The organism is Marinifilum sp., assembly GCF_965230805.1.
Lineage (GTDB): Bacteria > Bacteroidota > Bacteroidia > Bacteroidales > Marinifilaceae > Marinifilum.
This window is the reverse complement of the sequence record NZ_OZ246019.1, coordinates 2035626-2059592: the sequence shown is the minus strand read 5'-3', so window position 1 is coordinate 2059592 and position 23967 is coordinate 2035626. Positions and strand designations below refer to the sequence as shown.

The 23967-nt window shown below is 34.2% G+C and carries 17 protein-coding genes; 7 read left to right on the top strand and 10 right to left on the bottom strand.

The window, feature by feature from the left end:
• Positions 1-129: 129 nt before the first annotated feature.
• Both ACO05S_RS08170 and ACO05S_RS08165 read right to left on the bottom strand, forming a co-directional pair.
• Positions 130-2382, bottom strand: coding sequence for a hypothetical protein (locus ACO05S_RS08170; RefSeq protein WP_421921027.1), 2253 nt, complete (start codon positions 2380-2382; stop codon positions 130-132).
• 41 nt (positions 2383-2423) lie between these two features.
• Positions 2424-5150, bottom strand: coding sequence for a TonB-dependent receptor domain-containing protein (locus ACO05S_RS08165; protein ID WP_421921026.1), 2727 nt, complete (start codon positions 5148-5150; stop codon positions 2424-2426).
• A gap of 547 nt (positions 5151-5697) precedes the next feature.
• Between ACO05S_RS08165 and ACO05S_RS08160 the strand changes: the two genes are divergently transcribed.
• On the top strand, positions 5698-6795 hold the full coding sequence (locus ACO05S_RS08160) for a sensor histidine kinase (RefSeq protein WP_421921025.1): 1098 nt from the start codon (positions 5698-5700) through the stop codon (positions 6793-6795).
• 24 nt (positions 6796-6819) lie between these two features.
• Positions 6820-7527, top strand: a complete 708-nt coding sequence (locus ACO05S_RS08155) for a response regulator transcription factor (RefSeq protein WP_421921024.1) — start codon at positions 6820-6822, stop codon at positions 7525-7527.
• Between the two features lie 61 nt (positions 7528-7588).
• Here the strand turns inward: ACO05S_RS08155 and ACO05S_RS08150 are convergent, their stop codons facing one another.
• The gene (locus tag ACO05S_RS08150) at positions 7589-8299 is read right to left on the bottom strand and encodes a ComF family protein (protein WP_421921023.1); all 711 of its coding nucleotides are present in this window, start codon (positions 8297-8299) and stop codon (positions 7589-7591) included.
• Positions 8300-8521: 222 nt separating this feature from the next.
• On the opposite strand from ACO05S_RS08150, the gene ACO05S_RS08145 reads away from it, so the two are divergent.
• The 4 genes from ACO05S_RS08145 (at position 8522) to ACO05S_RS08130 (ending at position 12100) form a co-directional block, all read left to right on the top strand.
• A complete protein-coding gene (locus ACO05S_RS08145) occupies positions 8522-8893 on the top strand; it encodes a carboxypeptidase-like regulatory domain-containing protein (protein WP_421921022.1) in 372 nt (123 codons plus the stop codon).
• Between the two features lie 10 nt (positions 8894-8903).
• Positions 8904-9371 carry a toxin-antitoxin system YwqK family antitoxin gene (locus ACO05S_RS08140; RefSeq protein ID WP_421921021.1) on the top strand — a complete coding sequence of 156 codons (468 nt, stop codon included), beginning with the start codon at positions 8904-8906 and terminating at the stop codon, positions 9369-9371.
• Between the two features lie 399 nt (positions 9372-9770).
• On the top strand, positions 9771-10595 hold the full coding sequence (locus ACO05S_RS08135; protein ID WP_421921020.1) for a hypothetical protein: 825 nt from the start codon (positions 9771-9773) through the stop codon (positions 10593-10595).
• An 89-nt stretch (positions 10596-10684) separates the two neighbouring features.
• The gene (locus ACO05S_RS08130) at positions 10685-12100 is read left to right on the top strand and encodes a glycoside hydrolase family 16 protein (protein ID WP_421921019.1); all 1416 of its coding nucleotides are present in this window, start codon (positions 10685-10687) and stop codon (positions 12098-12100) included.
• Positions 12101-12207: 107 nt separating this feature from the next.
• Here ACO05S_RS08130 and ACO05S_RS08125 read toward each other — a convergent pair whose 3' ends face one another.
• From ACO05S_RS08125 to ACO05S_RS08105, 5 genes are all read right to left on the bottom strand, one after another.
• Positions 12208-12804: a hypothetical protein gene (locus ACO05S_RS08125; protein WP_421921018.1), complete on the bottom strand. Its 597-nt coding sequence runs from the start codon at positions 12802-12804 to the stop codon at positions 12208-12210.
• A gap of 396 nt (positions 12805-13200) precedes the next feature.
• A complete protein-coding gene (locus ACO05S_RS08120; RefSeq protein ID WP_421921017.1) occupies positions 13201-16638 on the bottom strand; it encodes an efflux RND transporter permease subunit in 3438 nt (1145 codons plus the stop codon).
• Positions 16639-16648: 10 nt separating this feature from the next.
• Positions 16649-17770, bottom strand: coding sequence for an efflux RND transporter periplasmic adaptor subunit (locus ACO05S_RS08115; RefSeq protein ID WP_421921016.1), 1122 nt, complete (start codon positions 17768-17770; stop codon positions 16649-16651).
• Between the two features lie 30 nt (positions 17771-17800).
• Positions 17801-19147 carry a TolC family protein gene (locus ACO05S_RS08110; protein ID WP_421921015.1) on the bottom strand — a complete coding sequence of 449 codons (1347 nt, stop codon included), beginning with the start codon at positions 19145-19147 and terminating at the stop codon, positions 17801-17803.
• 10 nt (positions 19148-19157) lie between these two features.
• Positions 19158-19766 (bottom strand): TetR/AcrR family transcriptional regulator, encoded by a 609-nt coding sequence (locus ACO05S_RS08105; RefSeq protein ID WP_421921014.1) that lies wholly within the window; start codon positions 19764-19766, stop codon positions 19158-19160.
• A 336-nt stretch (positions 19767-20102) separates the two neighbouring features.
• On the opposite strand from ACO05S_RS08105, the gene ACO05S_RS08100 reads away from it, so the two are divergent.
• Positions 20103-20969 carry a hypothetical protein gene (locus tag ACO05S_RS08100; RefSeq protein ID WP_421921013.1) on the top strand — a complete coding sequence of 289 codons (867 nt, stop codon included), beginning with the start codon at positions 20103-20105 and terminating at the stop codon, positions 20967-20969.
• Positions 20970-21313: 344 nt separating this feature from the next.
• Here ACO05S_RS08100 and ACO05S_RS08095 read toward each other — a convergent pair whose 3' ends face one another.
• On the bottom strand, positions 21314-22972 hold the full coding sequence (locus ACO05S_RS08095; protein ID WP_421921012.1) for an AMP-binding protein: 1659 nt from the start codon (positions 22970-22972) through the stop codon (positions 21314-21316).
• Between the two features lie 169 nt (positions 22973-23141).
• A complete protein-coding gene (locus ACO05S_RS08090) occupies positions 23142-23537 on the bottom strand; it encodes an HU family DNA-binding protein (RefSeq protein ID WP_421921011.1) in 396 nt (131 codons plus the stop codon).
• Positions 23538-23967: the final 430 nt, after the last annotated feature.

Here is a 23967-nt window from a genome sequence, read left to right as displayed (position 1 = left end):
TTTTTATATTGAAAGCTCATGTTTTAGCCTTAAAACATGAGCTTTCAACGCAAATATATTGCGTAAAACACAAAAAAAGCAGACTCATTTGAGTCTGCTTTTATATATTATAGAAATGTATTGCGAAACTTATTGCACAATTGTTGTTCCGTTGTATGCTGTATTTAAAGCATCAGATAACCAGCTTGGTTTGTCTTTACCGTTTCCAGCACCTGTAGCACTATCATCTTCACCTACAGTTAAACCAGAAGCAGCTTTAACTGTATTTCCGGTACCCATTTCAATGAACTTAGCTTTGGTAATTTTAATATCACCATCAGTAATTCTTTGAGCAGCAGCTGTATCATCACCATCAGTGAAGAAATATGCTTGTGCTTTGTTGTCATCAAGACCACCAATTACGATATCTTCGATAGTTTGCATTCCAGCACCTTCTTTCAAGTAGAATGGTTTTTCAGTCATACCGAAAACAGTTAAGTGTTTTAAGGTTGCATTAGTCATAGGAGTTGCAGCTCCATTATCACCATTGTTTGAACCTTCGATACCTGATTTAGCAGATTTTAATGACATCCAGTATTCACCAGTACCTGACCATCCGTCAGCGAAGTCGATACCATCATCACCACTTTCGTAAGAAACAAGGTAAGAAGCATTAACAGTTCCACCGAAGAACTCCATTCCGTCATCACCACCTTTGTATGAAACAACATACTCGATTGTAGTACCTGAACCTACTCCGAAAAGTGAAAGACCGTTGAATTCTTTTTCATTAGTATACTTGTAACCAGTGTATTCAAGACGTAAATATGAAATACTACCTGAATCATCATTAGAAACGTCACCACCGTAAGATAAACCTGAAACTTCAGCACCTGCGCTACCAGCATTTGCCTTATTAGTTGGAGCTTTTCCACAAAGAACTAATCCTCCCCATGATTCTGGTTCTTCAGTTTCAGCAGTCATAACAACTGGCTTTTCAGCAGTACCGTTAACAAAAATCTGACCGCCTTGCGCAACAGCAATGTAACGAACATCAGTATCTTCAGCTGTAACATCAGTAGCAATAATAACTGTTCCTGCAGGAATCGTTAAGCTACCACCATCTTTTACAACAACAGCACCTGTTAGTTTATATTTGTTATTAGCGTCTAAAGTAATATCAGTTGTAATATCGCCTTCGAATGCTACCTCAGCAACTACAGGATCACCAAAAACGGTTGTGGAACCATCTACTGTATTTAATGCATCTGGCATCCAGTCTGGTTTGTTAATTCCATTACCAGCACCTAAAGCTTCAACATTTTCGCTAATAGTTAAACCGTTAACAGCTTTTGTTTGACCAGTCTTCATATCAACAAAATTTGCGTTGGTAATAACGATTTCACCTGCATTAATTCTTGCAGCAGCATCAGCATCATCATCATCAGTAAAAAAGAAGGCTTGACTTTTTTCAGCAGCTAAATCACCAATTACAATATTGTTGATTGTTTGCTTACCAGCACCTTCTTTCAAGTAGAATGGTTTTTCACCCATTCCGTATACAGTTACGTTTTTAAGAGTAGCATCCGTCATAGGAGTAGCAGCTCCATTATCACCGTTATTTGATCCTTCGATACCTGATTTGGCAGAGTTAATAGAAACCCAGTATTCACCAGTTCCTGACCATCCGTCAGCGAAATCGATACCATCATCACCACTATCGATAGAAACAAGGTGAGAAGCGTTTACTGTTCCACCGAAGAACTCCATACCATCATCACCACCTTTGTATGAAACCACATAATCAACAACAGTACCAGCACCAACACCGAAAAGAGAAAGTCCATTAAATTCTTTTTCGTTAGTATACTTGTAACCAGTGTACTCAAGACGTAAATATTCTATAACACCAGAGTTGTCGTTAACGTTGCTTCCACCATAAGCCAAACCTGAAACTTCGGCACCAGCACTACCCGCATCAGCTTTGTTTGTAGGAGCGCTACCACATACTACTAAACCACCCCAAGCTTCTGGCTCTTTTGTGTCAGAGGTCATTACTACAGGAGAAGAAGCAGTACCGTTGATATAAATTTTACCACCTTGTGCAACAGCGATATAACGTACATCAGTATCAGTTGCTGATGGCGAAGTAGCTTCTATTCTTGTTCCTGCAGGAATTGTTAAAGTACCACCGGTTTGTACCACAAGGGCACCTGTCAACTTGTAAGTTGTTTTTGAATCCATGGTGTATTCCTCACCATCTTTGATTTCGCCTTTAAAATCTGCAGGATCAAATTGATCAGTCGGATCTGGATTTGGATTTGGATCATCATTATCATCATCCGAACAACTAGAGAAAGTGATTACGGATACAGCTAACATTGCTAACAATAAATTTTTCATCGTTTTGTTAAATTAAATTATAAAATGAAATTGTTTTCTAATTAAAAAGTGTAGGATATTCCTAAACCGAATTTTATTCCGTTTTTATATGACTTAACAAGCCAATCCTGAGTTTCATTTTCCTGATATCTTTCGATATCTTGATCTAAAATGTTTTTAGCCGAGAAGCTAACTCCCCATTTATTGAATTTTGATTTAAGTACAAAATCCAGATTGTGCAACTCATTATCAACTTGGTTACCAAGGCTTGAATAGCCAATTAAATACATTCTGTCTGATTCGTATCGGTAAACTAATGATGAAGTGATAGAGTTTTCACCATCTTTCCACGAGTATTTGTAGTTTAAATTTGCATTGGCTAAAAATGAAGCAGATCCCTGAAGGTCTTCTTCGTCTTTATTAAAGTTTGCAGTATAACCTCCTTCTGATTCTTCTTTTAGTTTATCAGCATCTAATTCTTGCTTTGTATCCATTATAGTGAAATTGGCTGAAGCATATAGTTTTTTAGAAGTGCTTTCTGCGGTTGCTTTCCAGATTGTTTTTTTGGTTTCAAATTCTAAACCATAGATATAAGCCCAATCTCCAGTGTTACCAAAAGTAAACTCATTACCTGCTGATGCTCTTACAAATCGGTTAATTGGATTTGAAATATACTTACCAAAAACAGCTACCGATAATAATTCGCTAGGCTTAGGAAAATATTCCCACTTTAATTCTCCATTGTAATTTGTAGATGGTTTGAGGTACGGATTACCTATTGACACATCTGTTATACCTTCGAAAATAAAAGGGGCGGTTTCTTTAAACTGAGGCAAGGTGTATGTAATACCTGATGCAAATCGAATATTTGCCTTTTCTGTTAACTCATATTTTAATGATAAACTTGGTAATACTTTGAATTCTGTAAAATCTTCTTTTCCTTCACCCAATACTGTGTTGAAGTCAATTTCCTGATATACATTCTCAGCTCTAACACCTATTAATGCTAAAAATTTTGGACTAAAGTTGTACTCTAAATTAGCAAAACCTGCATTAATTATTTGCTCTCCGTCATAAGTAGATAGGATAATAAATTTACTTGATAGAACTCTCAGATCGAACAAACCGTCTTTTAGGTTCTCATTGTTAAAATAGGAATCTACATTATTAATATCGGTAAGCTGATTCGTGATAATTTTATGGTTGAACTGTGTAGATTCAAAGCTTCTGTCTTTGTATTTACCGTTATAACCAATTGTTAATTTTCCACGGTAATCAGAATCTTCAAATCCTTCTCCAAAACTATAATCCCAACTAATGTTAGCTGCAATTTCATCTTCTTTTAAATCGTGGAAATAACGGTTATTATTGGCCTGGTCATTGGTGGCAAAGAATTTTTCTGATTCAGTACCATTTTCCATGGTATTGTGACGTCGGTCGGGAACAATGTTGTTTACAGTATTGTAGGCAATCCCCCAGTGTAGGTTCATTTTAGAATTCAACTTATGCTCACCTAAAAGTTGGTTTACTAAAACTGTATTTCTTTCGTATTCTGATCTTCTAACAAATCCACCTTCTTCTGCTAAATCGAAGATAAATCCTCGAAGATTTTTTAGTGATTGTTCGGAAGTGTTCAACATCATCGAATTAAAATAAATATTATTCGATTTCCAGTTGTAGTTTAAATTCAACATCCCGGTGGTTTGAGTCATGTACTTGTACTGCTCACCCAAAAGATCTTTTCTAAAGAAATCACTACCATTAACCTGTCTTTGCAATAAATCACTATACTGGTATTCATTATCGAAACTAACAGTTGCAAATGCATTTAATTTAGAATTTTCAAACTCAAAAGTTTTACCTGCCGAAACTGAAATATCAGTAAAAGGATAAATGGTTTTCTTTTCAGGATTCCAAGTTGTTTCAAAGTCATAAACATCGAAATTATCTTGGTAGTCGAAATCATCGAATCCTAACAGTCCAGGTCCATCACCCAAGTAAAACTGATCTGCATCAGACAAACTGGTGTTGTACCCGGTTTTTAGGCTAATTTTTAAGAATTGATCTCCACTATGAACCTTAGAAACTACGTTTACATTTGCACCAGCAAAGTCTCCATACAAATGTGCTCCCGGAACTTTTTCGATATCGATGAATTCAATAATGTCAGTCGTAAAAAGTTCAAGATCGATATTTTTATATTCTGCATTGTTTGATGGCAGAGGTAAGCCGTTTAAAGTAGTTGTGTTGTAACGATCTCCTAAACCACGAACGTTTAATCCCTTGGTATCGTTTTGTTTGCTCACCCCTGTTATTTTCGTTGCAGCTGCCGCTGCATCAGAGACCCCTTGAGTTGCTAATTCTTGTGCCCCGATAGATTGTTTAATTGTAGCAGATTTTTTCTGATCCAAGAGAAGCACAACTTCTGATTCCCTTTTGGCTTTTGCAACAACTTTAACATCTTCAAGAGCAACGGTTGATTCTCCCATTATAAAATCAACAACTGCCGGAGTTCCTTCACTTACGCTAACATTTTCTTTTGAAGATGTTTCGTAAGAAATGAAAGAGCATTTTACAGTTACAGTACCTACAGTAACATTTGGAATGGTATAATTACCATCAAAGTCGGTTACTGTTCCCAAAGTAGTTCCATCAACAAAAACAGAAGCACCAATTAAGGCTTCGCCAGTTTTTGCATCCTTTACATTTCCGGTAATGCTTCCCTTCTGCGCATATAACCCGAATGAAGAAAGAGTTAGTAATAAAACTAAGAATAATTGCTTTGTCATGTTTTTCCTTAATAAGTCAATACGATTTTTACTTTCAAATCACAATGCGATGTTAGGAATGATATATGAGTAGAACAATAAGGTGGCTTTAAATAAAAATTATCAAAAAATGCCTGATGTGTTAAGGGGAGGTTAAAGTTTGTGAGTAATGTAAACGAGATGTAAAAAAAACGTTAAAAACTCAATACATAGTTGATTTAATATCAAATGTAATTGACACATTATCAATGTGCAATGCATATATGCTACGATTTAATTACATTGCAATTACAAAAATTTTACCCGTCTATTATTATTCGAATTTCTACAAAAAAATGAATGAGTTTGCTAAATTCTTACTTGAAAAATTTCATTCAAGAATTCTTAATTTTAGTACTTGTATTAAATGTGAACAATTTTCTATGCAGAATTATTTAATAATGATTAAGATTTAATTAAAATTTAAGAGCCTGAATTACAATAAGGTTAACGAAAAGTTAACTTCCTTTTCGGAAATTATCATACTTTTATTCAAATATTTGCAGCGCATTATAAAATACAATATGCAATGCTAGTGACAGAACGAAATATCTTGAATTATAGTTGTTCAGGTAAGATAAAAAGAGAAATGAAAATTATTTCATCAACAAAAGTCAGTCTATTTGTAAGTTTATTGGCGGGAAGTTTAGTAATGGTTTTTTGTACCATGTATCTATTATTTCCTTTAAAGCCAAGCTATATGATATTATTTGGATTTTTAACGGTTTGGACTATTTATAAACTTAGTAAGGCATTGGTAAATAGATTTTTATATTCGAAAGTTAGAATGCTATATAAAACCATACATGATACTCAGGTAATCGACAAGGATTTGGGAGATAAAGTAAGAAGCACTGATATTTTGGCGGAAGCTGAAAAAGAGGTTAAAATCTGGAGCGAGAAAAGAGGTTCTTTAGTTGCACAATTAAAAAAACAGGAGAAATTTAGAAAAGAGTTTATTGGTAATGTATCACACGAATTAAAAACTCCCATTTTTAACATCCAGGGTTATATTTTGACACTACTTGATGGAGGTCTTGAGGATAAATCAATCAACAGAAATTATCTCGAAAGAACGGAGAAAAGTATCAATCGGATGATTACAATTGTGAAAGATTTGGAAGTTATTTCGAAGCTGGAATCAGGAGAGTTAAAACTCATGTTTGAAAGGTTTAATATAATAGACCTGATTAACGAAGTTTTAGAGATGCAAGAAATTCGAGCTCATAAAAATGGAATTAAACTAAATTTTAAGCAAACAGCTGATGCACCACGATTTGTATATGCAGATAAAAAAGAAATCTTTCAGGTTTTAAATAATTTAATTGTAAATTCGATAAAATACGGAAAAGATAAAGGTACCACTACAATTGAAGTTATGAGTATGGATAATAAAGCTTTAATAGAAGTAAGAGATGACGGAATAGGTATCGAATCTGATAATTTACCACGTATTTTCGAACGGTTTTATCGAGTGGATAAAAGTAGAGCCAGAAATATGGGAGGTTCGGGTTTAGGTCTGGCAATTGTAAAACATATAATTGATGCTCACAATCAAAGTATAAATGTAAGCAGTACTTATGGCGAAGGTACTAGTTTTACTTTTTCTCTTGATAAATCAAAATAATAGAAACTAAACAACCAATACCAAATGGAAAGTAGTAATTACAAAATTTTATTGGTAGACGATGAGTCTGATATTCTTGAATTCCTTAGCTATAATCTAAAAAAAGAAGGCTTTCAGGTATCAACGGCAAATAATGGTAAAGAAGCTATCGAAAAGGCAAAAAAAATGCATCCTCATCTAATTATTTTGGATGTTATGATGCCGGAAATGGATGGCATTGAAACCTGCGAAAAAATTAGATCATTACCTGAATTTTCAAATGTGCTGATTTCGTTTTTAACAGCAAGAGGTGAAGATTATTCTCAAATTGCAGGGTTCGAAGCGGGTGCTGATGATTATATTAGTAAACCTATTAAACCGAAAGTTTTTATCAGTAGAGTAAAGGCCTTATTGAAAAGATCGGGTCGAGTGCTAGAGGAGGGAAAAAATGCAAACAACGGACTAATCACCATTGGAAACATTTCAATCGACAGAGAGCGCTATCTAATTATTCAAGACGGCAAGGAATTTTCGCTTCCTCGAAAAGAATTTGAACTTTTAATTTTGTTGGTTTCTCGTCCGCAAAAGGTTTTTACCCGAGATGAAATTTATTCTTCTATTTGGGGAGAAAAAATTATTGTTGGGGATAGAACTATTGATGTGCACATTAGAAAATTGCGCGAAAAGATAGGTGATGAATATATCCAAACCGTAAAAGGTGTGGGTTATAAATTTGTTGATGCTGCCAACTAGATCTTCTGAGTTCATTAAGAAGTTCCGTGCAGGTTTTGTGCATGGCTGTAAACAGATGACTTCATGCATAAGCCAAGGTAGCAATACTCACTTTGCTACCTTCAACATCTAATATCGCTTGGGCACAAGCTTCTAGAGTTGAGCCGGTGGTAACAACATCATCAACCAATAGTACATGTTTGTCTATCAATTGTTCGGGATTGTGTAGCTTAAAAATTTGATCTACATTTTCCCAACGTTCGAGTTTTGATTTTCTGGTTTGGGATTGAGTGTGAACAGAACGGTATAAATTAATATAGTCGGATTCTATTTCCAGAATTTCTTTCATTCCATCTACTATTACCTCAGCTTGATTATAGCCTCGAATTTTTCTCTTTTTTGGATGAAGTGGAACTGGAATGATAAGGTCTATATCCGTATAGAAATCGGATGTTTTAATGGTATAGGCAAGTAACTTGCCAAGTTCGATTCCGATATCTGTGCCAGAATAATATTTTAATTTGTGTATTAATTTCTGAAATTTACTACCTTTGGCAAAGGTAAAATAGGAGGTAGCATATTCTATTTTAACTCTGCCCCAAAATAGAACGGAAACGGGGTTGTTTTTTTGTAAATGAAAATCTGTTTTTGGAATCTGATGTAAGCATTTACTACAGATGGCAGTTTCGTTTTTATACAAAACATTGCCACAGGCCTGACAGATATTTGGGTAAAACAAGTTGATAAAATCGTAGCATAAGCTTGATATATTGCGTTTTAAGTTTGTGGTCATTACTTGTAATAATTTCTCAATATTAAATTAACTCACAATTAAGGTTTAGATAAGCTTCTTCTAATATAAAGAAAAAATTATCACCTTACTTTTGTGATGTAATTGCAGTGAAAAGGCGCTTGCAATTAATAGTATCTAAAGATAAAAAAGATTAATAGTTATTGGTAGATACTTTTTAAACAACAAACTGAAATTATTACTAAGACAAAAAAATTTAAAGCAATGAAAAAATTTGTTTTCATTTTTATCGCACTAATGACACTTGGATTTGGAATTCAAGCGGTGAATTTAGTTACACCTGAGGGTGACAAAGAAGTTAAGGCTGAAGAATTAGCAAATATTGAAACAACAAGCTTATCTGGAATTGTATTAGATAATGAAACTGGTGAAGCTTTGGTTGGTGTTGCTATCCGTTTCGAAGGATCTAAGGAAACGGTTTATACGGATTTCGATGGTAATTTTAAAATCGAAAATGTAGTACCTGGAAAATACAATGTATTGTCAAGCTACATTTCGTATACAGATAATAAATTAAAAGAGGTGAACGTTAGCGGAAAAAATAATGTGATCCGCTTAGTACTAAAAAAGCACTAATTTAGAGTACATGATTAAGAAGCTTGGAGTAATCTTGGGCATATTATTTTGTCTGGTTGCGAATCACTCTTTTTCACAAGTGATTGAGGAAGTTGAGGGATTATATTACACAGATAATGGAGACCTTTACACGGGAACATATACAGAATTTTATGAGAGTGGTGTAAAAAGAATTGAAATGAATATCGAAGAAGGAAAGAGGAATGGAAAGATTACTCTTTACTTTGAAAATGATAAGGTTCAGGAAATTCGCTCTTATGTGAAAGGTTTAATGGATGGTACCTGGATCACTTGGAATGACAAATCGGTAAAAATAGCCGAAGCTAATTATAAGAAGAATAAGAAGCATGGTAAATGGTACATTTGGGACGACAATGGAGTAAAACGTTATGAAATGGAGTACTCCGAAGGAAAAAAAGTCGGAAATTGGTATATTTGGGATGCTAAAGGAAAGCTTATCAAAGAACGGAAGTTTTAGTAAATTCAGATAATAGAAGTTCTCTAGAGAGTCGCTTAATTTTTATTAAGCGGCTCTCTTTTTATATTTATTTTTAAGGAATGTCTGCCTTACCAGTATTAGTTTGAGTTCAATCTTATTCTTTGGTCCTTTTGTTTATCCCTTGAAAAATATAGCCTTAACCAGTACTATGCCATTATTTTTTGTTTATTAAATTCAAGATTCTCAAGATAAGTTAAGACTCATTTCATCATAAAACTGGTATACTTTTGAATAAGATTCGCTAATATTGCGGAATCTTTATGTATTGACGATAGAAATTATGAAACGAGCATAATTAAAATGGTTATTATACATACACGGTAATGATTATTTTAATCTTGCACCTTCCATCTGGCAAATGGATAAAAATCTAAACAAATGAAGTTATTTTCGGATAAAGGGAAACTAGTTGTCAAGCAAATCAGAACATTTGCTTTTCATCTGCTATCCGAATTCAATGGATTCTTAAAGAAAAATAAGTATGGTGTGATGGGAACCATGGGTTTTCACATGATATTATTAATTCTTCTTTTTTCCAGTAAATTGCGTACAAGGAACTTGTTTCTGGAATCAGAAATATTTATTGATATTCCACCGGAAGTTGCCGAACAGATCCTGGAAGAAAAACACAAAAAGATTAAAAAAGAACTAGATAAAAAAAATTCCGAAATAAGCGAAACGGTTGACAAACTTCTACGATCGATAGCCGTAAACCAAAACGTTAAAAAATCAAATGCCGATCCAAAGAAAAAGGTGGAGGATATGATTGATGAGATAAAGAAGAGTTTGGATGTATATGGATCTGACAATATGTTTGTTGGCAAGAATGGATTGAAAGAATTTAAGAAGGATAGTTTAAGCCTTGTAGAAGAAAGAGAAAAGCAAGAAGTTCTGGATTCTCTTCAAAGTATTGAGTATTGTGGACCTAGTAGTGTTTATTATAGTTTGGAAGGACGCCATAAGACTTATTTACCAATTCCGGTTTTTAAGTGCGAAGGACAAGGCAAGATCGTTGTTAGAATTGGGGTAAATCAAATTGGAAGAGTTGTTGAGTCAAAAGTGATTGAAGAGCAATGCAGTATCATTGATGATTGTTTGTTTGATGCGGCCCTTGATGCAAGTAATCGATCAAGATTCAACACAAGCAAATCAAGCTCTGAAATACAAAAAGGGACAATTACTTATCAGTTTGTCAAGCAGTAGCATATTTTGTATCTACGCTAATTCGGTTTATGGTTATTTATGCATATTGTATAAATTTGGCATTTATTTTATCCTAAAGAATTGAAAATATGGGCTTTTTTCTAACATTAAAACTTCGCAAAGCATCAAATACAGTTGCGATTGAGAAAAAAAGAGATGAACTAAGAAGCGATTTTGAAGAGTTCGAAGAGTTTTCTAGATCCGAAGAGTTAAAGCGGTTTAGTCAACTTGAATTATTTGTGCTGTCTGATGATTTCAGGAATAATAAGAAAATGATTGAAGGAAAATCTTTCAAGAGGAGTGAACTCTACCAATCAGAAAAGCTTTTTAAAAAATATCAGAGATCACGAAGGTTTAAAACCTACTTTCGCTTGAAGGACTCATCCGAATTATCAACCTATGAACTGGTTGAAGCATCGGACGATTTGACTCGTTTCAAGGAGTTGGATCATCTTAAGAAATCAGCTAAGCTTCATAAAAAGAAAAATGCAGAGGAGATTGCTGAATACAAAACATTAAAATCTTCTTCTCGACTTAGGGAATATTTTAAGTTTCAAAGATCAAAAGCATTTAAAATTTATAAAGAGCTGGATACATCTGCCGAACTCAAAAGTTACTACAAATTGGAGGAAAGGATAAGTTCGCAAGAGTTTAAAGATGAGAAAGCTTTCCTGTTGGATAAAAAACGATTCGAGAAGACGGATGATTTTAAAAAGCATCAGGAGTATGTAAAACTCAAATCTTCAGGTCAGTTTGTAAAATATTTTAAGCTCAAGAATAAAAATCCTTTTGCAGAGGTCAAGCTATGGAAGCTTACTTTCTCTGAAGAATTTGATTCAGGAAGTCTAAACATAAATAAATGGATTACACGCTATTTTTGGGGAGATAAATTATTGGATCGGTCTTACAGTCTTGAAACCGATCTCCACACTTATACCGATGGAGATAATTTAATATTTTCAGGATCTTCGGCTAGTTTAATTGCCAAAACAGAGAAGAAAGAAGGTTTGATCTGGAACCCTAAGCTAGGATTTGTGCCTAAAAAATTCGATTACACTTCTGCAATTATTAATACAGGAAATTCGTTCCGACAAAAATATGGGCGTTTCGAGGCCAAAATAAAAGTTAATAACCCTTCGCAGGTGCAAAACGCATTCTGGATGGTAGCGGATAAGAGTCTTCCTCATATAGATATATTTAAAACCTTTAATGGTGGCAAAATCATGAATGCTAACTTTTGGGGAAGTGAGACAGATCCACAGAGAAATGAGTTTACTGTGAAAGGAATTGATTTAAGCAAAGGATACTTTATTTATACTTTGGACTGGAGTGCAGGTGAATTGGTTTGGAAGATCAATGATGTTCCTGTAAAAAGACAAACAACAGGTGTACCTCAGGATGCTATGTACCTGAATTTTAGTGTAGCCGTTAAAAAGCCAATGGGCAATTTACAAGCAGGCATGGAAATAGACTGGATAAGATGTTACCAAAAAAACAGACAATAAAAAAAGAGGCTGTCTCAAAAGGATTTTGTATTCGGGTAGGTATCTGTAAGGTTTTTCAAATACTCAACTCACCAACACATAAATCTACTTTTAAGACGGCCTCTTTTTTAGTTTAACGATGTTCCCACATTGAATACACTAAAATAATTATCAATGGAATCGGCCAATTGGTCTTTTAAATCATCCAACTCTTGTTTTTCCATTTCATCTTCATCCCAGTAAGTTAGAATGATGTTTAGATAATCCTTGATCTGTTCAGGGGAGGTTTCCAATCCCAAATCTTTACGTAGCAAAACATTAAACTCGGCAAACCACAATAAAGCAATTTTATGCTCGTGTACTGTTCCTTCTACAAAAGAACTTAAAGATTTAAATTCTAAGAACTTTCGAATGGTTAGTTCAGAAGCTAAATAGTACAATCGCGTTCCCAACTCCAAAAATTCTTTTTGAAGTCTTTTAAAATTACTTTTGCTTTTTTTCTCGCATAAAATTTTCATGAAAAAAGCATTGATTCGAAGAAATTCTTCTCTCTTCTCATCCGAGGAAACAAGTAAACTTGTGGTTGATTCTTTTACTTCTGTTTCCTGTTCTGCTTTATCCGACATCGAATGTGCAGCATTTCTTTTTTCCTGAATCAGGAATGAAATGATAAAAGCAAGTGCTGATAAAATTAAAATTTGCAATATTACCGAGACGATTTCCATGTTTAGAGGTTTAGTGAATATGATTAATTTGGTTGATTGGAAACAACAAACTCATTTCAAAAAAATTTACGACTTATTATGTTTTTCCCCAAAATCAATTAAAGTGATTTTATTTATCTGCATATTTTCTGGATAAACAAGCCTTAATTAATGATGAAAATTTGATTTTAATTTTTAATAAATAATTGTCTAAAATTTGTTAAATCAATAAGTTATCGCTTATAGTTTATGCTAATATCAAGATAATAAAAGCAATTGATATTTGCCTAATATTTTTTTCGCATTGACATACTGTTTAGTGTAATGTAGATATAATGGTTTGTTTTAAAAGTTCACACCTTAGGACATGAAAAAAGCCGACTTTTGATCGGCTATATTTTCATGATATGCATACCATTATTTCTTTGAAAAAATGTCGTATAGCTTATGTTCTACTTGTGTGGATAATCGAAACATCACAGGAGCGATTACCAAAGTTAAAAATGTGGCAACTGATAATCCAAAAATTACTGTCCATGACATGGGACCCCAGAAAGAAGTACTATCACTGCCGAATGAAAGATGTGGATTGAATTCGCGCAACAAAGAGAAGAAATTAAAGTTCATACCAACTGCCAGCGGAAGTAAACCTAATACTGTTGTTATGGCTGTAAGTAATACAGGACGCAAACGTGTTTTACCAGCCTCTGTAATACATTCAATTTCTTCAGTCGGACTCAGGTATTTTCTTCCTTTCATATTAGTATTTTTAATCTTTCTTTTTCTCAAAAGATCAATGTAATCTACTAATACAATACCATTGTTTACCACAATTCCTGCAAGAGATATAATACCTATACCTGTCATTAGAATTACAAATGGCATTTGAAAGATCCCTAAACCAATAAATACACCAATTGTACTAAAAAGTACTGTAATCATTATAATTAAGGGCTTGATAGCCGAATTAAACTGAGATACTAAAATCAGACTTATTAAAGCCAAAGCAATCATTAAAGCTTGTGCTAAGAAAGCTTGAGTCTCTTCTTGCTCTTCTTGTTCACCAGTTAATTTGTATGAGTAAGCTTTTGGCATTGAAAAGTCTGCCAATAACTCCCTTATTCTTGTGTTAATGATATTTGCATTAAATCCTTCTTTTACATTAGAATAAATGGTTACAACACGAGTATTTTCGATACGATTAATTCTTTCGTATGTTGATCCGTAAGAATAAGTTGCAAGTGCCGAAATAGGAACTTGTACCATTTTATTGCTGATCGGACTCAATACACTTATTTTCTGATTCATTAGTGCTGGAACATCATAGCGGTATTTGTCATTTAAGCGAAGCATGATGTCGTATTCGTCTTCTCCATCTTTAAATTTGGATACTTCTAATCCGTAAAGAGAGTTACGTAATGCCCTGGCTACTTGATTTGTGGATAATCCAAAACGTCGAACTTTATCACGATCTATATTTATTAGCATTTCAGGTTTTCCCTGATCCAAATCTAGTTTTAATTCTTCAACACCCGGAATTCTATCATCATCGAGCAGTTGTTTAACTCTATTCGCTTGAATTAATAATGTTTCGAAATCATCACCTGAAACTTCGATGTTGATTGGATATCCTACTGGTGGTCCCGAGTCGTCTTTTTCAACAAATATTTTTGCTCCTATAAACCCATCGAAGTTTACAGTTAATTCCTTCATAATTTCCGAAGTGCTTATTCCATTTCGCTCTTTAAACTCAACAAATGAGATGGTTGTTAATGATTTATTTGGAGCGCGGTCAGCCTCGAACATTGCTCCTTTACCTGAACCAACATTTGTTGATTTGGAACGAATGATATCCTCATATGGTTCCATGGTTTTATTCACAATAAGTTCAACCCTCTTTGTCAATTCGTTGGTTTTATGAATATCTGTACCCAATGGCAATTCCATGGTTACGTAAATTGATTTTGGCTCGTTGTCAGGGAAGAAAACAAAAAGAGGTTTTGTACTAAAATAGAATGAAATTGAAACAATCATCAAAACGAAAGTCCCGGCAAAGAATAGAAATGGCCGGATTCCTTTCAAAGCAAAACGTAATGTTTTCTCGTAGCGGTTTTCTAGAATCACCAACAATTTTGTTTGAAACCAACGTGCAAATGGCTTTAGTGCTGCCAAATTAAATAGCACCATCACACCTATCAACATCAGTAGATTTGCCAATATAAAAGATTCCAACACCCCAAATATTTTCATGAGGTAGAAAGGCATAGAAGCTACTATAAAGGCAGAACCGATAAGAATGAACTTTTGCTTGTTCATTTTTTTGTTTACATCATCAAGCTTTACAAATGTTGCGGTAAATACAGGGTTTAGAATTAATGCTACAAATAGCGATGAAGCCAATACTATAATCAGGGTAATTGGTAGATATTTCATAAACTCGCCCATGATTCCTCCCCATAGCAACAAAGGGAAGAAGGCAGCCAATGTTGTTGCCGTTGACGATATAATGGGACCTGCAATTTCACTTACCCCTTTCTTTGTTGCTTCAAGTTTCGATAAACCTTCTTCGTGCAATCGATAAACATTTTCCACCACAACAATCGCATTATCCACAAGCATACCAAGGGCCAAAATCAAAGAAAATAGTACCATCTGATTTACGGTATAACCAATTTGGTTTAGAATGATCATTGAAATCAGCATCGACATGGGAATGGCTAAACCTGAGAATAAGGCATTTCTTAGACCCATGAAAAGATATAGTACAATAATTACCAGTAGCATTCCCATTATAATTGAGTTTTCTAAATCGGTAACTTGGCCACGTACATCCTCCGAAGTATCGTCGGTAACCGTAACCACTAATCCACTGGGAAGCGTACCATTTTCTTTCTCTTCGTCAATAATTTTATAGATCGCGTCGGTAGCAGCCAATAGGTTTTCACCAGATTTTTTAGTTATTGATAAGGAAACCACTGGCTGATTATTTAATCTCGAAATGGAGGACAACTCTTCGTAACCATCTTCAACTTCTGCAACATCTTTTAAGTAAACAACTCTACCATTTGAAACTTTTACAATAGTGTTTTCAATTTGCGTCATGCTGGTATAATCGGCACTTGTACGAATGCTTCTTCGAGTATTATCAGTAATTAAAGTACCGGCACTAACAGTTACATTCTCATCGCCAATGGCCAATTCAATATCATGGAAACTAACACCATTTGCTTCCATCTTATGCAAATCAGCATTAATCTTAATCTCTCTTTCGTCAATACCTTTAATATCGGCTTCCGAAACCTCGGAAAGAGACTCGAATTTGTCTTGTAAATCTTCTGCAAACTCTTTTAAGTCTTCCAATCCAAAATCACCCGAAAGATTCACATTTAGGATTGGGAAATCTGCAAAATCAACATCTTCAACAATAGGATCAGTATCCAAATCATCAGGCAATTCGCTTAAAGATTTGTCAACCTTATCTTTGGTGTCTTGCAGGGCTTGCTTTATAGGAACATCTGTATTAAATTCTACAACAATTAAACTCATATCTTCATACGAAGCAGAACTTAATTTTTTAACCCCTTTTAGCGACTTTAATTCCTTCTCTATGGGTCTTGTCACAAGGTTTTCAATATCAATAGGAGAGTTGCCCGGATAAGGTGTTGATATCATGATATTGGGTATAACTACCTCCGGAAAATATTCTCTTGGCATACTTTGGTACGAAAACCATCCGAACAGAATAAGGATGAATGTTAGAATAAAAATCGAGTTCTTATTCTTTAAGGCACCAAATGTTGGTTTAAACTCCCGCTGAATTTTTTCGGCAGAAGTATGATCTTTTATATTGTCCATTTTCTTCGAATTACTTAGTGCTAATTAGTGTTCCATTCACAACTTGAGAATAACCTTCAGTAATAATTTTATCGCCCATTTGAACGCCCGACTCGATCAGAGAAAGATTGTTGTACGTTTTGGAAATTTGGATGTACGTTTTTTTTGCAATCAAATGATTAGCTTCTTTTTTAGCAACATATAAGTAGCTACCTTCAAAATCTTTCTTCACGATTATGGATGGAACCACGATTACATCATCAATTTCGTAATCTTTAATTTTAAGAACAGAGATTAAGTTTGGCTTGATTTTATGACTAGGATTATTCAAATTGATTCGAACTTTAAAACTTCTGTTACTTGGATCGATAATATTTGAGGTGCGATAAATTGGTGCTTTTGCAGTAAAACCAATGGCAGGAAATTCAAGTTCTGCAGTTTCACCAGCCTTAATATAGTTAAGGTACGATTCGGCAACATCGGCTTCAACATAAACCTGATCGATATTTACCAACTGCGCGAATGCTTCCGTTGGTCCAGCCAATTCACCTTTTTTCAGATAAATTTCGTCGATGATACCATTAAATGGAGCAGTAATAATTGCCATATCCTTTTGAGCTTCCAAAGCTTCAATTTGTCTTTCTAACGATTCTTTATTAGCCTTAGCAGTTAGAAACTCAATTTCAGAGCCTATTTTTTGATCCCATAATCTTTTCTGACGTTCGTAAACTGTTGCAGACAATGCCAAATTCGTTTTTGCTTCATCTATATTTCTTTCAATTTGTTCGGTATTTAACTTTCCTAAAACATCTCCTTTTTTCACTCTTTGCCCTTCGGTCACATTAATGGAAATAATGTTTCCATTCGCCTCAGGTTTAATGGTGATATTCTTATCCGCTTCAACATTACCTGTAAGTTGAATAAAGTGTTCAAATTTTGAATTTGTGAGCGTAGTAACCGCTACATTAACCGCTTCCTCAGTATTACTTTCTTTCTTAATCTCTTTCTCTAATTCTGAGATTTTTTTCTTTAAAATGGCAAGTTCCGACTTGTATTTTTTTAACTGATCTTCCTTGCTTAAATCCTTATCAGCATCTTTGGCAGAACAAGCAAATAGCAATGGAATAATTGCTGTAATTAATATCTTTTTCATCTGTTTGTATTTTTTGTAGGATGTTTGTAATTATAATTTACCAAGAGCTTTATCGAAAGCAATTTTAGAATTCAATAGGGATAATGTAGAATTGATATAGTTTGAATGAGCAGTTAAATACTGTTGTTCATTCTCAGATAATTCAGTGCTTGTGGAAATACCCTCATTGAATTTAATAATGGTTCTATCGTATATTCTTTTTGCAATTTTTACCGCCTCCAGGTTATTTTCATAGGTTTCCTGAGCATTCATTAAGTTCGAAAATGATACGCTTAATTCTCTTTTCAGATTTTGTTCTGTCATTGCCATATCATTTTGGATACTCATGTAATTAATGCGCTCTTGCTTAATTTTTGATCTTCTTTTGCCTGCCGAGAAAATTGGCATATTTAATTGTAAACCAATTACCGAGGATTTGAACCACGGTACATCAGATTTAAATACATTTCTAAAATCAGTACTTGTATTTTTGCCATATCTATAAAAAGCAGAAATATTTGGTAAATATTGAGCTTGTTCATTTTTAATGATCAAATCCTGAGCTTTTAACTGAGTTTCTAATATTCGGTAGTCAATATGTGCAGAAGCATCGTAACCTCTAAGTTCAGGAGTTGCTGATCGAATAGGATCTACCAGATTTTTTAGCTCGTTACTTAATTCAATATTTTCATCAATGTCCATTCCCATACTATACTTTAATAGAGTGAGCGAAGTGGATATTGCCCTTTTGGCATCAGACAATTGGGTTTTGCTAGCATTAAGATTTAAACGAATCTGATCAACATCCAATTCTTCTCGAAAACCATTTTCCCAATAGGCTTCTGTTTCAGTTAGTAATTTCTGGTTGATGGCTAAATTCTCTTTAATGGTTTTATAGTTGTCTCTGGCAACCAAAACAGTATAGTACGCCTGCGCTACAACATCTTTAATTTCGATTTCTGTCTTTTCTTTTTGGTCTTTCGATAACTGAACAAAAACTCGGGCGGCCATTGTTCCTACAATATAAGAACCATCGAAAATTTTCTGACTAACACTAAGCGAAGCAGAACTGGCATATTGCTGTCCAAACTTAATTGGAGTATAAGTTCCAGGTTCGCCACCAAAAAATTCTGCTGGAAGTAAGGATACAGCAACATCTAAATTATTGTTATAATCCATTGCGAAATCTACTTGCGGTAAACCATCAGCAATGGTTTCCCAAACTCTTTTCTTTGCCACTTTTAAATCATAATCAGTCCCCTTTACCGAATATGAATTTTCCAAAGCATATTGCTGAGCTTCGGCTAATGTGAAACTTTCAGGATTTTCGGTTTGTGCTTTTGTGGGTAAGCTGAAAATCGAGAAAATCATCACGAATGTTAGTAGGATGTTCTTCATTATTTCTGATCTATTTAAAGTTGTTTTTAACGTATTCTATTCCATTGCTTGTGCATATGCCATGTAAATGGTATAACACCAGTTCTTTGTGATAGTCAATATTCGCCATATCATCTTTTTCAATAATTATACTATCCGATTCAGCCATATTCATATAAAAACGAGCAATGGTCTTGCTGATCCATTCAATATTCATTTCTGGCCTAAACAAGCCTTCTTCAGTCCCTTTCTTCAAATTCAGAAATAATTCCTTCTGAAACTTTGCAAGTGTAGTAAGGTGAAATTTATTCCAAATCCTGGGATAGTATTTGCGTAAATCGTACATCATAGAATCACAAGAATTCTCTATTTGTGATATCACGAACTTGTAAAATGCTATGTATTGATCAATGGCATTTAGATGACTAACTTCCATTGATTGAAATGAAAAACTAGGATGGTTAATTTGCCATTCCAAAGCTTGTTCAACCAAATCGTTCTTATTATTAAAGTGCTGATAAATGGTTTTTTTAGAAATTCCAAGTTTGCATGCAATATCATCCATGGTAACACTCTTTATTCCAAACTGGAAGAAAAGTTCCCAACAAACTTCTATAATATCTGTTTTCTGATTTTTCATGTTCCAAATATAACCACACTATACTTGGGAAACTATAAAAGTTCTTAAAGTTTCCTGAGATTTTAGATAATTCATGTTAACACCATAATTCATTGAAATTGTATACATTAACAATCCAAAAATAGAACCAAAATCAGACTGTGTATCTAATAATTAGGTAATTAATTCAATTTTATCGGTAAATGGTATTTTTAAAAGGGCGATAGAATTTGGTGATTTTTTTTTTCGCCTTATAATAAAACCCGATTTTTTACGCTTATTATTTGAATTGGATTTATAGATAAGACCTTCTATAATTGATATGCTAATGCAAATTGTGGGTTAAAATTGAAAGTAATGAAGAAGCTATTTTATTTGTTGGTAATATCTTTTTTCTGTGTATTTGTGTCGAAAGCTCAATCGCCGGTTCCTGGAAAAAGAGTTGATTATTATGCTTCATGGACGGATAGGGGTGCTAAAGTAGTTCCTATGGGAGAATTGCATCTAAGTGCTTTGGCAAAGAGTAGATATGGGAATTACCCTAAAACCGAATTGAACTCAGAATTGTTACTTTTTCCATTTGCGCCTAATATCGGATTTAAGCATCAATGGCTTGGGAAAAATACATTATTATCAAGTCAACACTCCTTCTATTATCCAAGTTTAGGATTAAAATGGGCAAAAAGTTCCGGTTTTAAGGATCAAATTCCCAAATCTGCAAATATCCCGCATCTATTCACGTTTCGAAACGAACTAATTTTGAGCCGAATGCTTAACCCCCAACCCGAAGATTGCTTTATTCGCATACCCGATTTAATACTAACGGCACGCATTGGTTTCGATTTTTCTTTAAAGATGGGAGATGACAATTTTCCGAAACTCGATTATTATTTCTTATATCAACGCTCGGCATCATTTTACGATGATCAGAAACTATATTTTGCTGGTTTGGAGTTGGCTGGAAATGTATACAGGAATTTTAATTTTTCTCTTTCTGCTGACTATTACAATATCAATTTTGATGGCGAGTATGCATTCGAGAGTCAGGGAAAGATTCATTGGCATCGAGACAGTAGGTTTTCCATTTCGGCAGGCTACAAGGCGTATTATCTGGATAATGATTCGCAAACACAAGTTTTCTTAAGCCCTATTGTTGATTTGGTTTTTAAATTAAATCACAGAACCAGGTTACAACGTGGACTATTTAACGTGAGTTCGAGGTAAAATTCGTTCACAGTTTGATCTGATTTTGAGTAGAAATTTTCGAAGGAATATCGGGATATTTCAAGAAGATTTGAGGAAATTTATACCTAAAGCAGGCAAACACATAATGGAAAGTTCTCTTTACGACATCTTCACATTAAAAATTCCTCAAAATAGCCCGCTATTCTTTCCAAATTTTTAATGCAAATCTATCGCAAATATAACTTTCTGTGGATAGAATTTTACGTCGAACTCACGTTATTTAGGAATTAACACCGGTATACGATCTGATAATAAAAAATAACTTGTTTCAGGGGATCTAAAAAAAGAGACACCGAAGTATCTCTTTCATTATTAATTCTTTATTATTCGCGATACAAATTTGTATACAAATATCTTTTAATATTTCGTTTCGGTGTTTTCTTAAACTCTTCGGGAAAGAGGATGATTCTTGAAATCTGCATGTAAGCAGGCATTGTTTTATTGATGATCTGCTTGTCCTTATCCAAGGCTTGCTGAATTTCATCTTTGTTTAAACCTTCGGCATCACAGGCTTCGTAATCAGGGTAAATCAAAGCAATTAGTTTGTGATCTTTATCATCGGTTACAATCGACTCCTGAACAAAAGGCATGTTATTTAATGCTGCTTCAATTTCTTCGGGATATATGTTTTGACCCGATGGCCCCAAGAGCATATTCTTGCATCTGCCACGAATGTAAATCACATCATCGGTATCAATAATTCCCAGGTCGCCTGTTCGTAACCAGCCATCTTCGGTCATCGCTTCGGCAGTAGCTTCAGAATTTTTGTAATAGCCAGTCATTACATTATCGCCCTTCACTTGTATTTCTCCCACAACACTGTACTGATCTTCGGAGTCGATTCGTACCTGCATGCGATCTACCACTTTACCGCACGAGTGAGAACGAAATTGTTTGGTAGGGCTATAACTAATCAGGGGGCCACACTCGGTCATGCCATAACCTACAGTAAACGGGAATTCAATTTTCTTTAGGAAATCTTCAACCTCTTTGTTTAAAGCAGCCCCGCCAATAATTACCTCTATAAAATTACCTCCAAAAGTTTCAATTAATGAGTTCCTTATCTTTTTATAGATTTTTTTCTCCAACAAAGGAATCTTTAGCATCAATTTAACTCTGCGGCTTTCGAGCACAGGCAAAATCCTCTTTTTATAAATCTTTTCCATAATTAAAGGAACCAGACAAATCAATCGGGGTTTTACATCCTGAAAAGCTTTGGTAATGATTTGCGGAGTAGGAACTCTTGATAAAAAAGTAACATGACAACCAATACAGAACTCGGTTAGGAATTCGAACAAACATCCAAAAACGTGAGCCAATGGCAAAAACGAAACCACTTTATCCTGTGGTTTAAAGTCGATGTAATCAAATCCTATTTGTACGTTGGAATGCAAGCAACGGTAAGTAAGCATTACACCTTTCGAAAAGCCCGAAGTTCCCGATGTGTAGGATAGTACGGCGATATCATCCTCTTTTGGATCGGCATAGTTTAACTTGTCTATATCAACAGGATTTTTTGCTGCTTTATCATTCGCAAGCTTATGGGCTTTCTCCAATTTTTCATCAGAAGAGCAAAGGATCTCATAATCACCCAAAGAAAGAATCCCTTTCAGTTGTTTCATCTTGCTATCGTCAATCTTGTTGAAGATATTTTCTGTAGCAAATAGCAGTTTCGAATCGGAATGAGTTGCGATATGATGAATATCGCTAGAGTTAAAATCTGGTAAAATTGGAACGATAATAGCTCCATAACTAATTGTTCCTAGATAAGTGATGGCCCAATTATTTAGATTGCGACCGATAACGGCAACTTTGTCTCCTTTTTTAATTCCCAGCTCTTTAAAAAGAATGTGTATCCAATGAATGCGTTGGGCTACATCTGCATATGTTACTGTGTCTTTTTGGTAGTTTGTGAATGCCGGAAAATCCCGGTTTTTTTGAATCGCTTCTTGCAAGCAGTTGACTAACTTATTTTGAATCATTGATTTACTTTGATTGATGCAAGCGCTAAAGTTAATAATCTTGTTAAAAAATCATAAACTACGCATTGGCAATTTTTATATGTGCATATCTAAATGTCATTAAATCAATCGTTTTCGGAAATAGAGTAAATCTTGAAAAAAATAGTTATTAATTAAAAAGAACCTTACTTTATTTTTTACTAGATGCCTTCTTAAACCTAATATCTTGCAAGTCTTTCTTCACCCTTGGACTTGGCCTGAATGCCATATTTACACCTTTTACATTATGGCGGCTAACCTTTTCAGGAGATTCCGATCCTTCAGCATTGATATGCAACGAGAATGTACCCAAATCGCCTAATTCTACTGAATAATTATTCTTTAAGTAATAGGGAATTAAGCTGGTGAATGCTTCCAAAACTCCGATTACATCAATGGTACTAAAGGTTGACATTTGGGATATGTCCTCAGCCAAACCTCTTAAATCCATTTTATCTCTTTTTGTAATTCTAGGATAATAAGGTTTACAATCTTCTTCCTTTTTACTAGGAGGAACTATCTTTACCACTTTGTATTCAACACTCATACAGTATTTTTATTTTTGAACAACCTTAGGTTTTAATTAAAACTACCCTAAGTTATTAAATTTTTATCATGGTTAAAAGTTATAATGATTATGGTAAAAATAAATTATGACCATGATAAAATTATAAGAAATAAAGCAGGTTTTGTTTTAATTGTGCTTTGGTTTCATTTAAAACTACGGTATATAGTTCAAATTATCTCTTGTAAAAGGAATAGAAATGATAACATGCACTAAGCATTTCCACAATAAAGCTATTCCGTCTTTTTTTCAATTAATTAGCATTGAGTAAACAGTAATGCAAGCAATTTTTATATTTTTGTAGTTCGATTTTGCGCAAAGTGATTTTTGATGCAATATCGATCGCAAATAGAAATATTTACAATGTGTTATTCTTGTTTGAGAATAGCTGAGGGCTAACAGCTTGGTGCTG

What these genes read in the sequence shown, in the direction of transcription:
- ACO05S_RS08170 (WP_421921027.1), bottom strand. Translation starts at nt 2,382, where the DNA reads ATGAAAAATTTATTGTTAGCAATGTTAGCTGTATCCGTAATCACTTTC.
- ACO05S_RS08165 (WP_421921026.1), bottom strand. Translation starts at nt 5,150, where the DNA reads ATGACAAAGCAATTATTCTTAGTTTTATTACTAACTCTTTCTTCATTC.
- ACO05S_RS08160 (WP_421921025.1), top strand. Translation starts at nt 5,698, where the DNA reads ATGCTAGTGACAGAACGAAATATCTTGAATTATAGTTGTTCAGGTAAG.
- ACO05S_RS08155 (WP_421921024.1), top strand. Translation starts at nt 6,820, where the DNA reads ATGGAAAGTAGTAATTACAAAATTTTATTGGTAGACGATGAGTCTGAT.
- ACO05S_RS08150 (WP_421921023.1), bottom strand. Translation starts at nt 8,299, where the DNA reads ATGACCACAAACTTAAAACGCAATATATCAAGCTTATGCTACGATTTT.
- ACO05S_RS08145 (WP_421921022.1), top strand. Translation starts at nt 8,522, where the DNA reads ATGAAAAAATTTGTTTTCATTTTTATCGCACTAATGACACTTGGATTT.
- ACO05S_RS08140 (WP_421921021.1), top strand. Translation starts at nt 8,904, where the DNA reads ATGATTAAGAAGCTTGGAGTAATCTTGGGCATATTATTTTGTCTGGTT.
- ACO05S_RS08135 (WP_421921020.1), top strand. Translation starts at nt 9,771, where the DNA reads ATGAAGTTATTTTCGGATAAAGGGAAACTAGTTGTCAAGCAAATCAGA.
- ACO05S_RS08130 (WP_421921019.1), top strand. Translation starts at nt 10,685, where the DNA reads ATGGGCTTTTTTCTAACATTAAAACTTCGCAAAGCATCAAATACAGTT.
- ACO05S_RS08125 (WP_421921018.1), bottom strand. Translation starts at nt 12,804, where the DNA reads ATGGAAATCGTCTCGGTAATATTGCAAATTTTAATTTTATCAGCACTT.
- ACO05S_RS08120 (WP_421921017.1), bottom strand. Translation starts at nt 16,638, where the DNA reads ATGGACAATATAAAAGATCATACTTCTGCCGAAAAAATTCAGCGGGAG.
- ACO05S_RS08115 (WP_421921016.1), bottom strand. Translation starts at nt 17,770, where the DNA reads ATGAAAAAGATATTAATTACAGCAATTATTCCATTGCTATTTGCTTGT.
- ACO05S_RS08110 (WP_421921015.1), bottom strand. Translation starts at nt 19,147, where the DNA reads ATGAAGAACATCCTACTAACATTCGTGATGATTTTCTCGATTTTCAGC.
- ACO05S_RS08105 (WP_421921014.1), bottom strand. Translation starts at nt 19,766, where the DNA reads ATGAAAAATCAGAAAACAGATATTATAGAAGTTTGTTGGGAACTTTTC.
- ACO05S_RS08100 (WP_421921013.1), top strand. Translation starts at nt 20,103, where the DNA reads ATGAAGAAGCTATTTTATTTGTTGGTAATATCTTTTTTCTGTGTATTT.
- ACO05S_RS08095 (WP_421921012.1), bottom strand. Translation starts at nt 22,972, where the DNA reads ATGATTCAAAATAAGTTAGTCAACTGCTTGCAAGAAGCGATTCAAAAA.
- ACO05S_RS08090 (WP_421921011.1), bottom strand. Translation starts at nt 23,537, where the DNA reads ATGAGTGTTGAATACAAAGTGGTAAAGATAGTTCCTCCTAGTAAAAAG.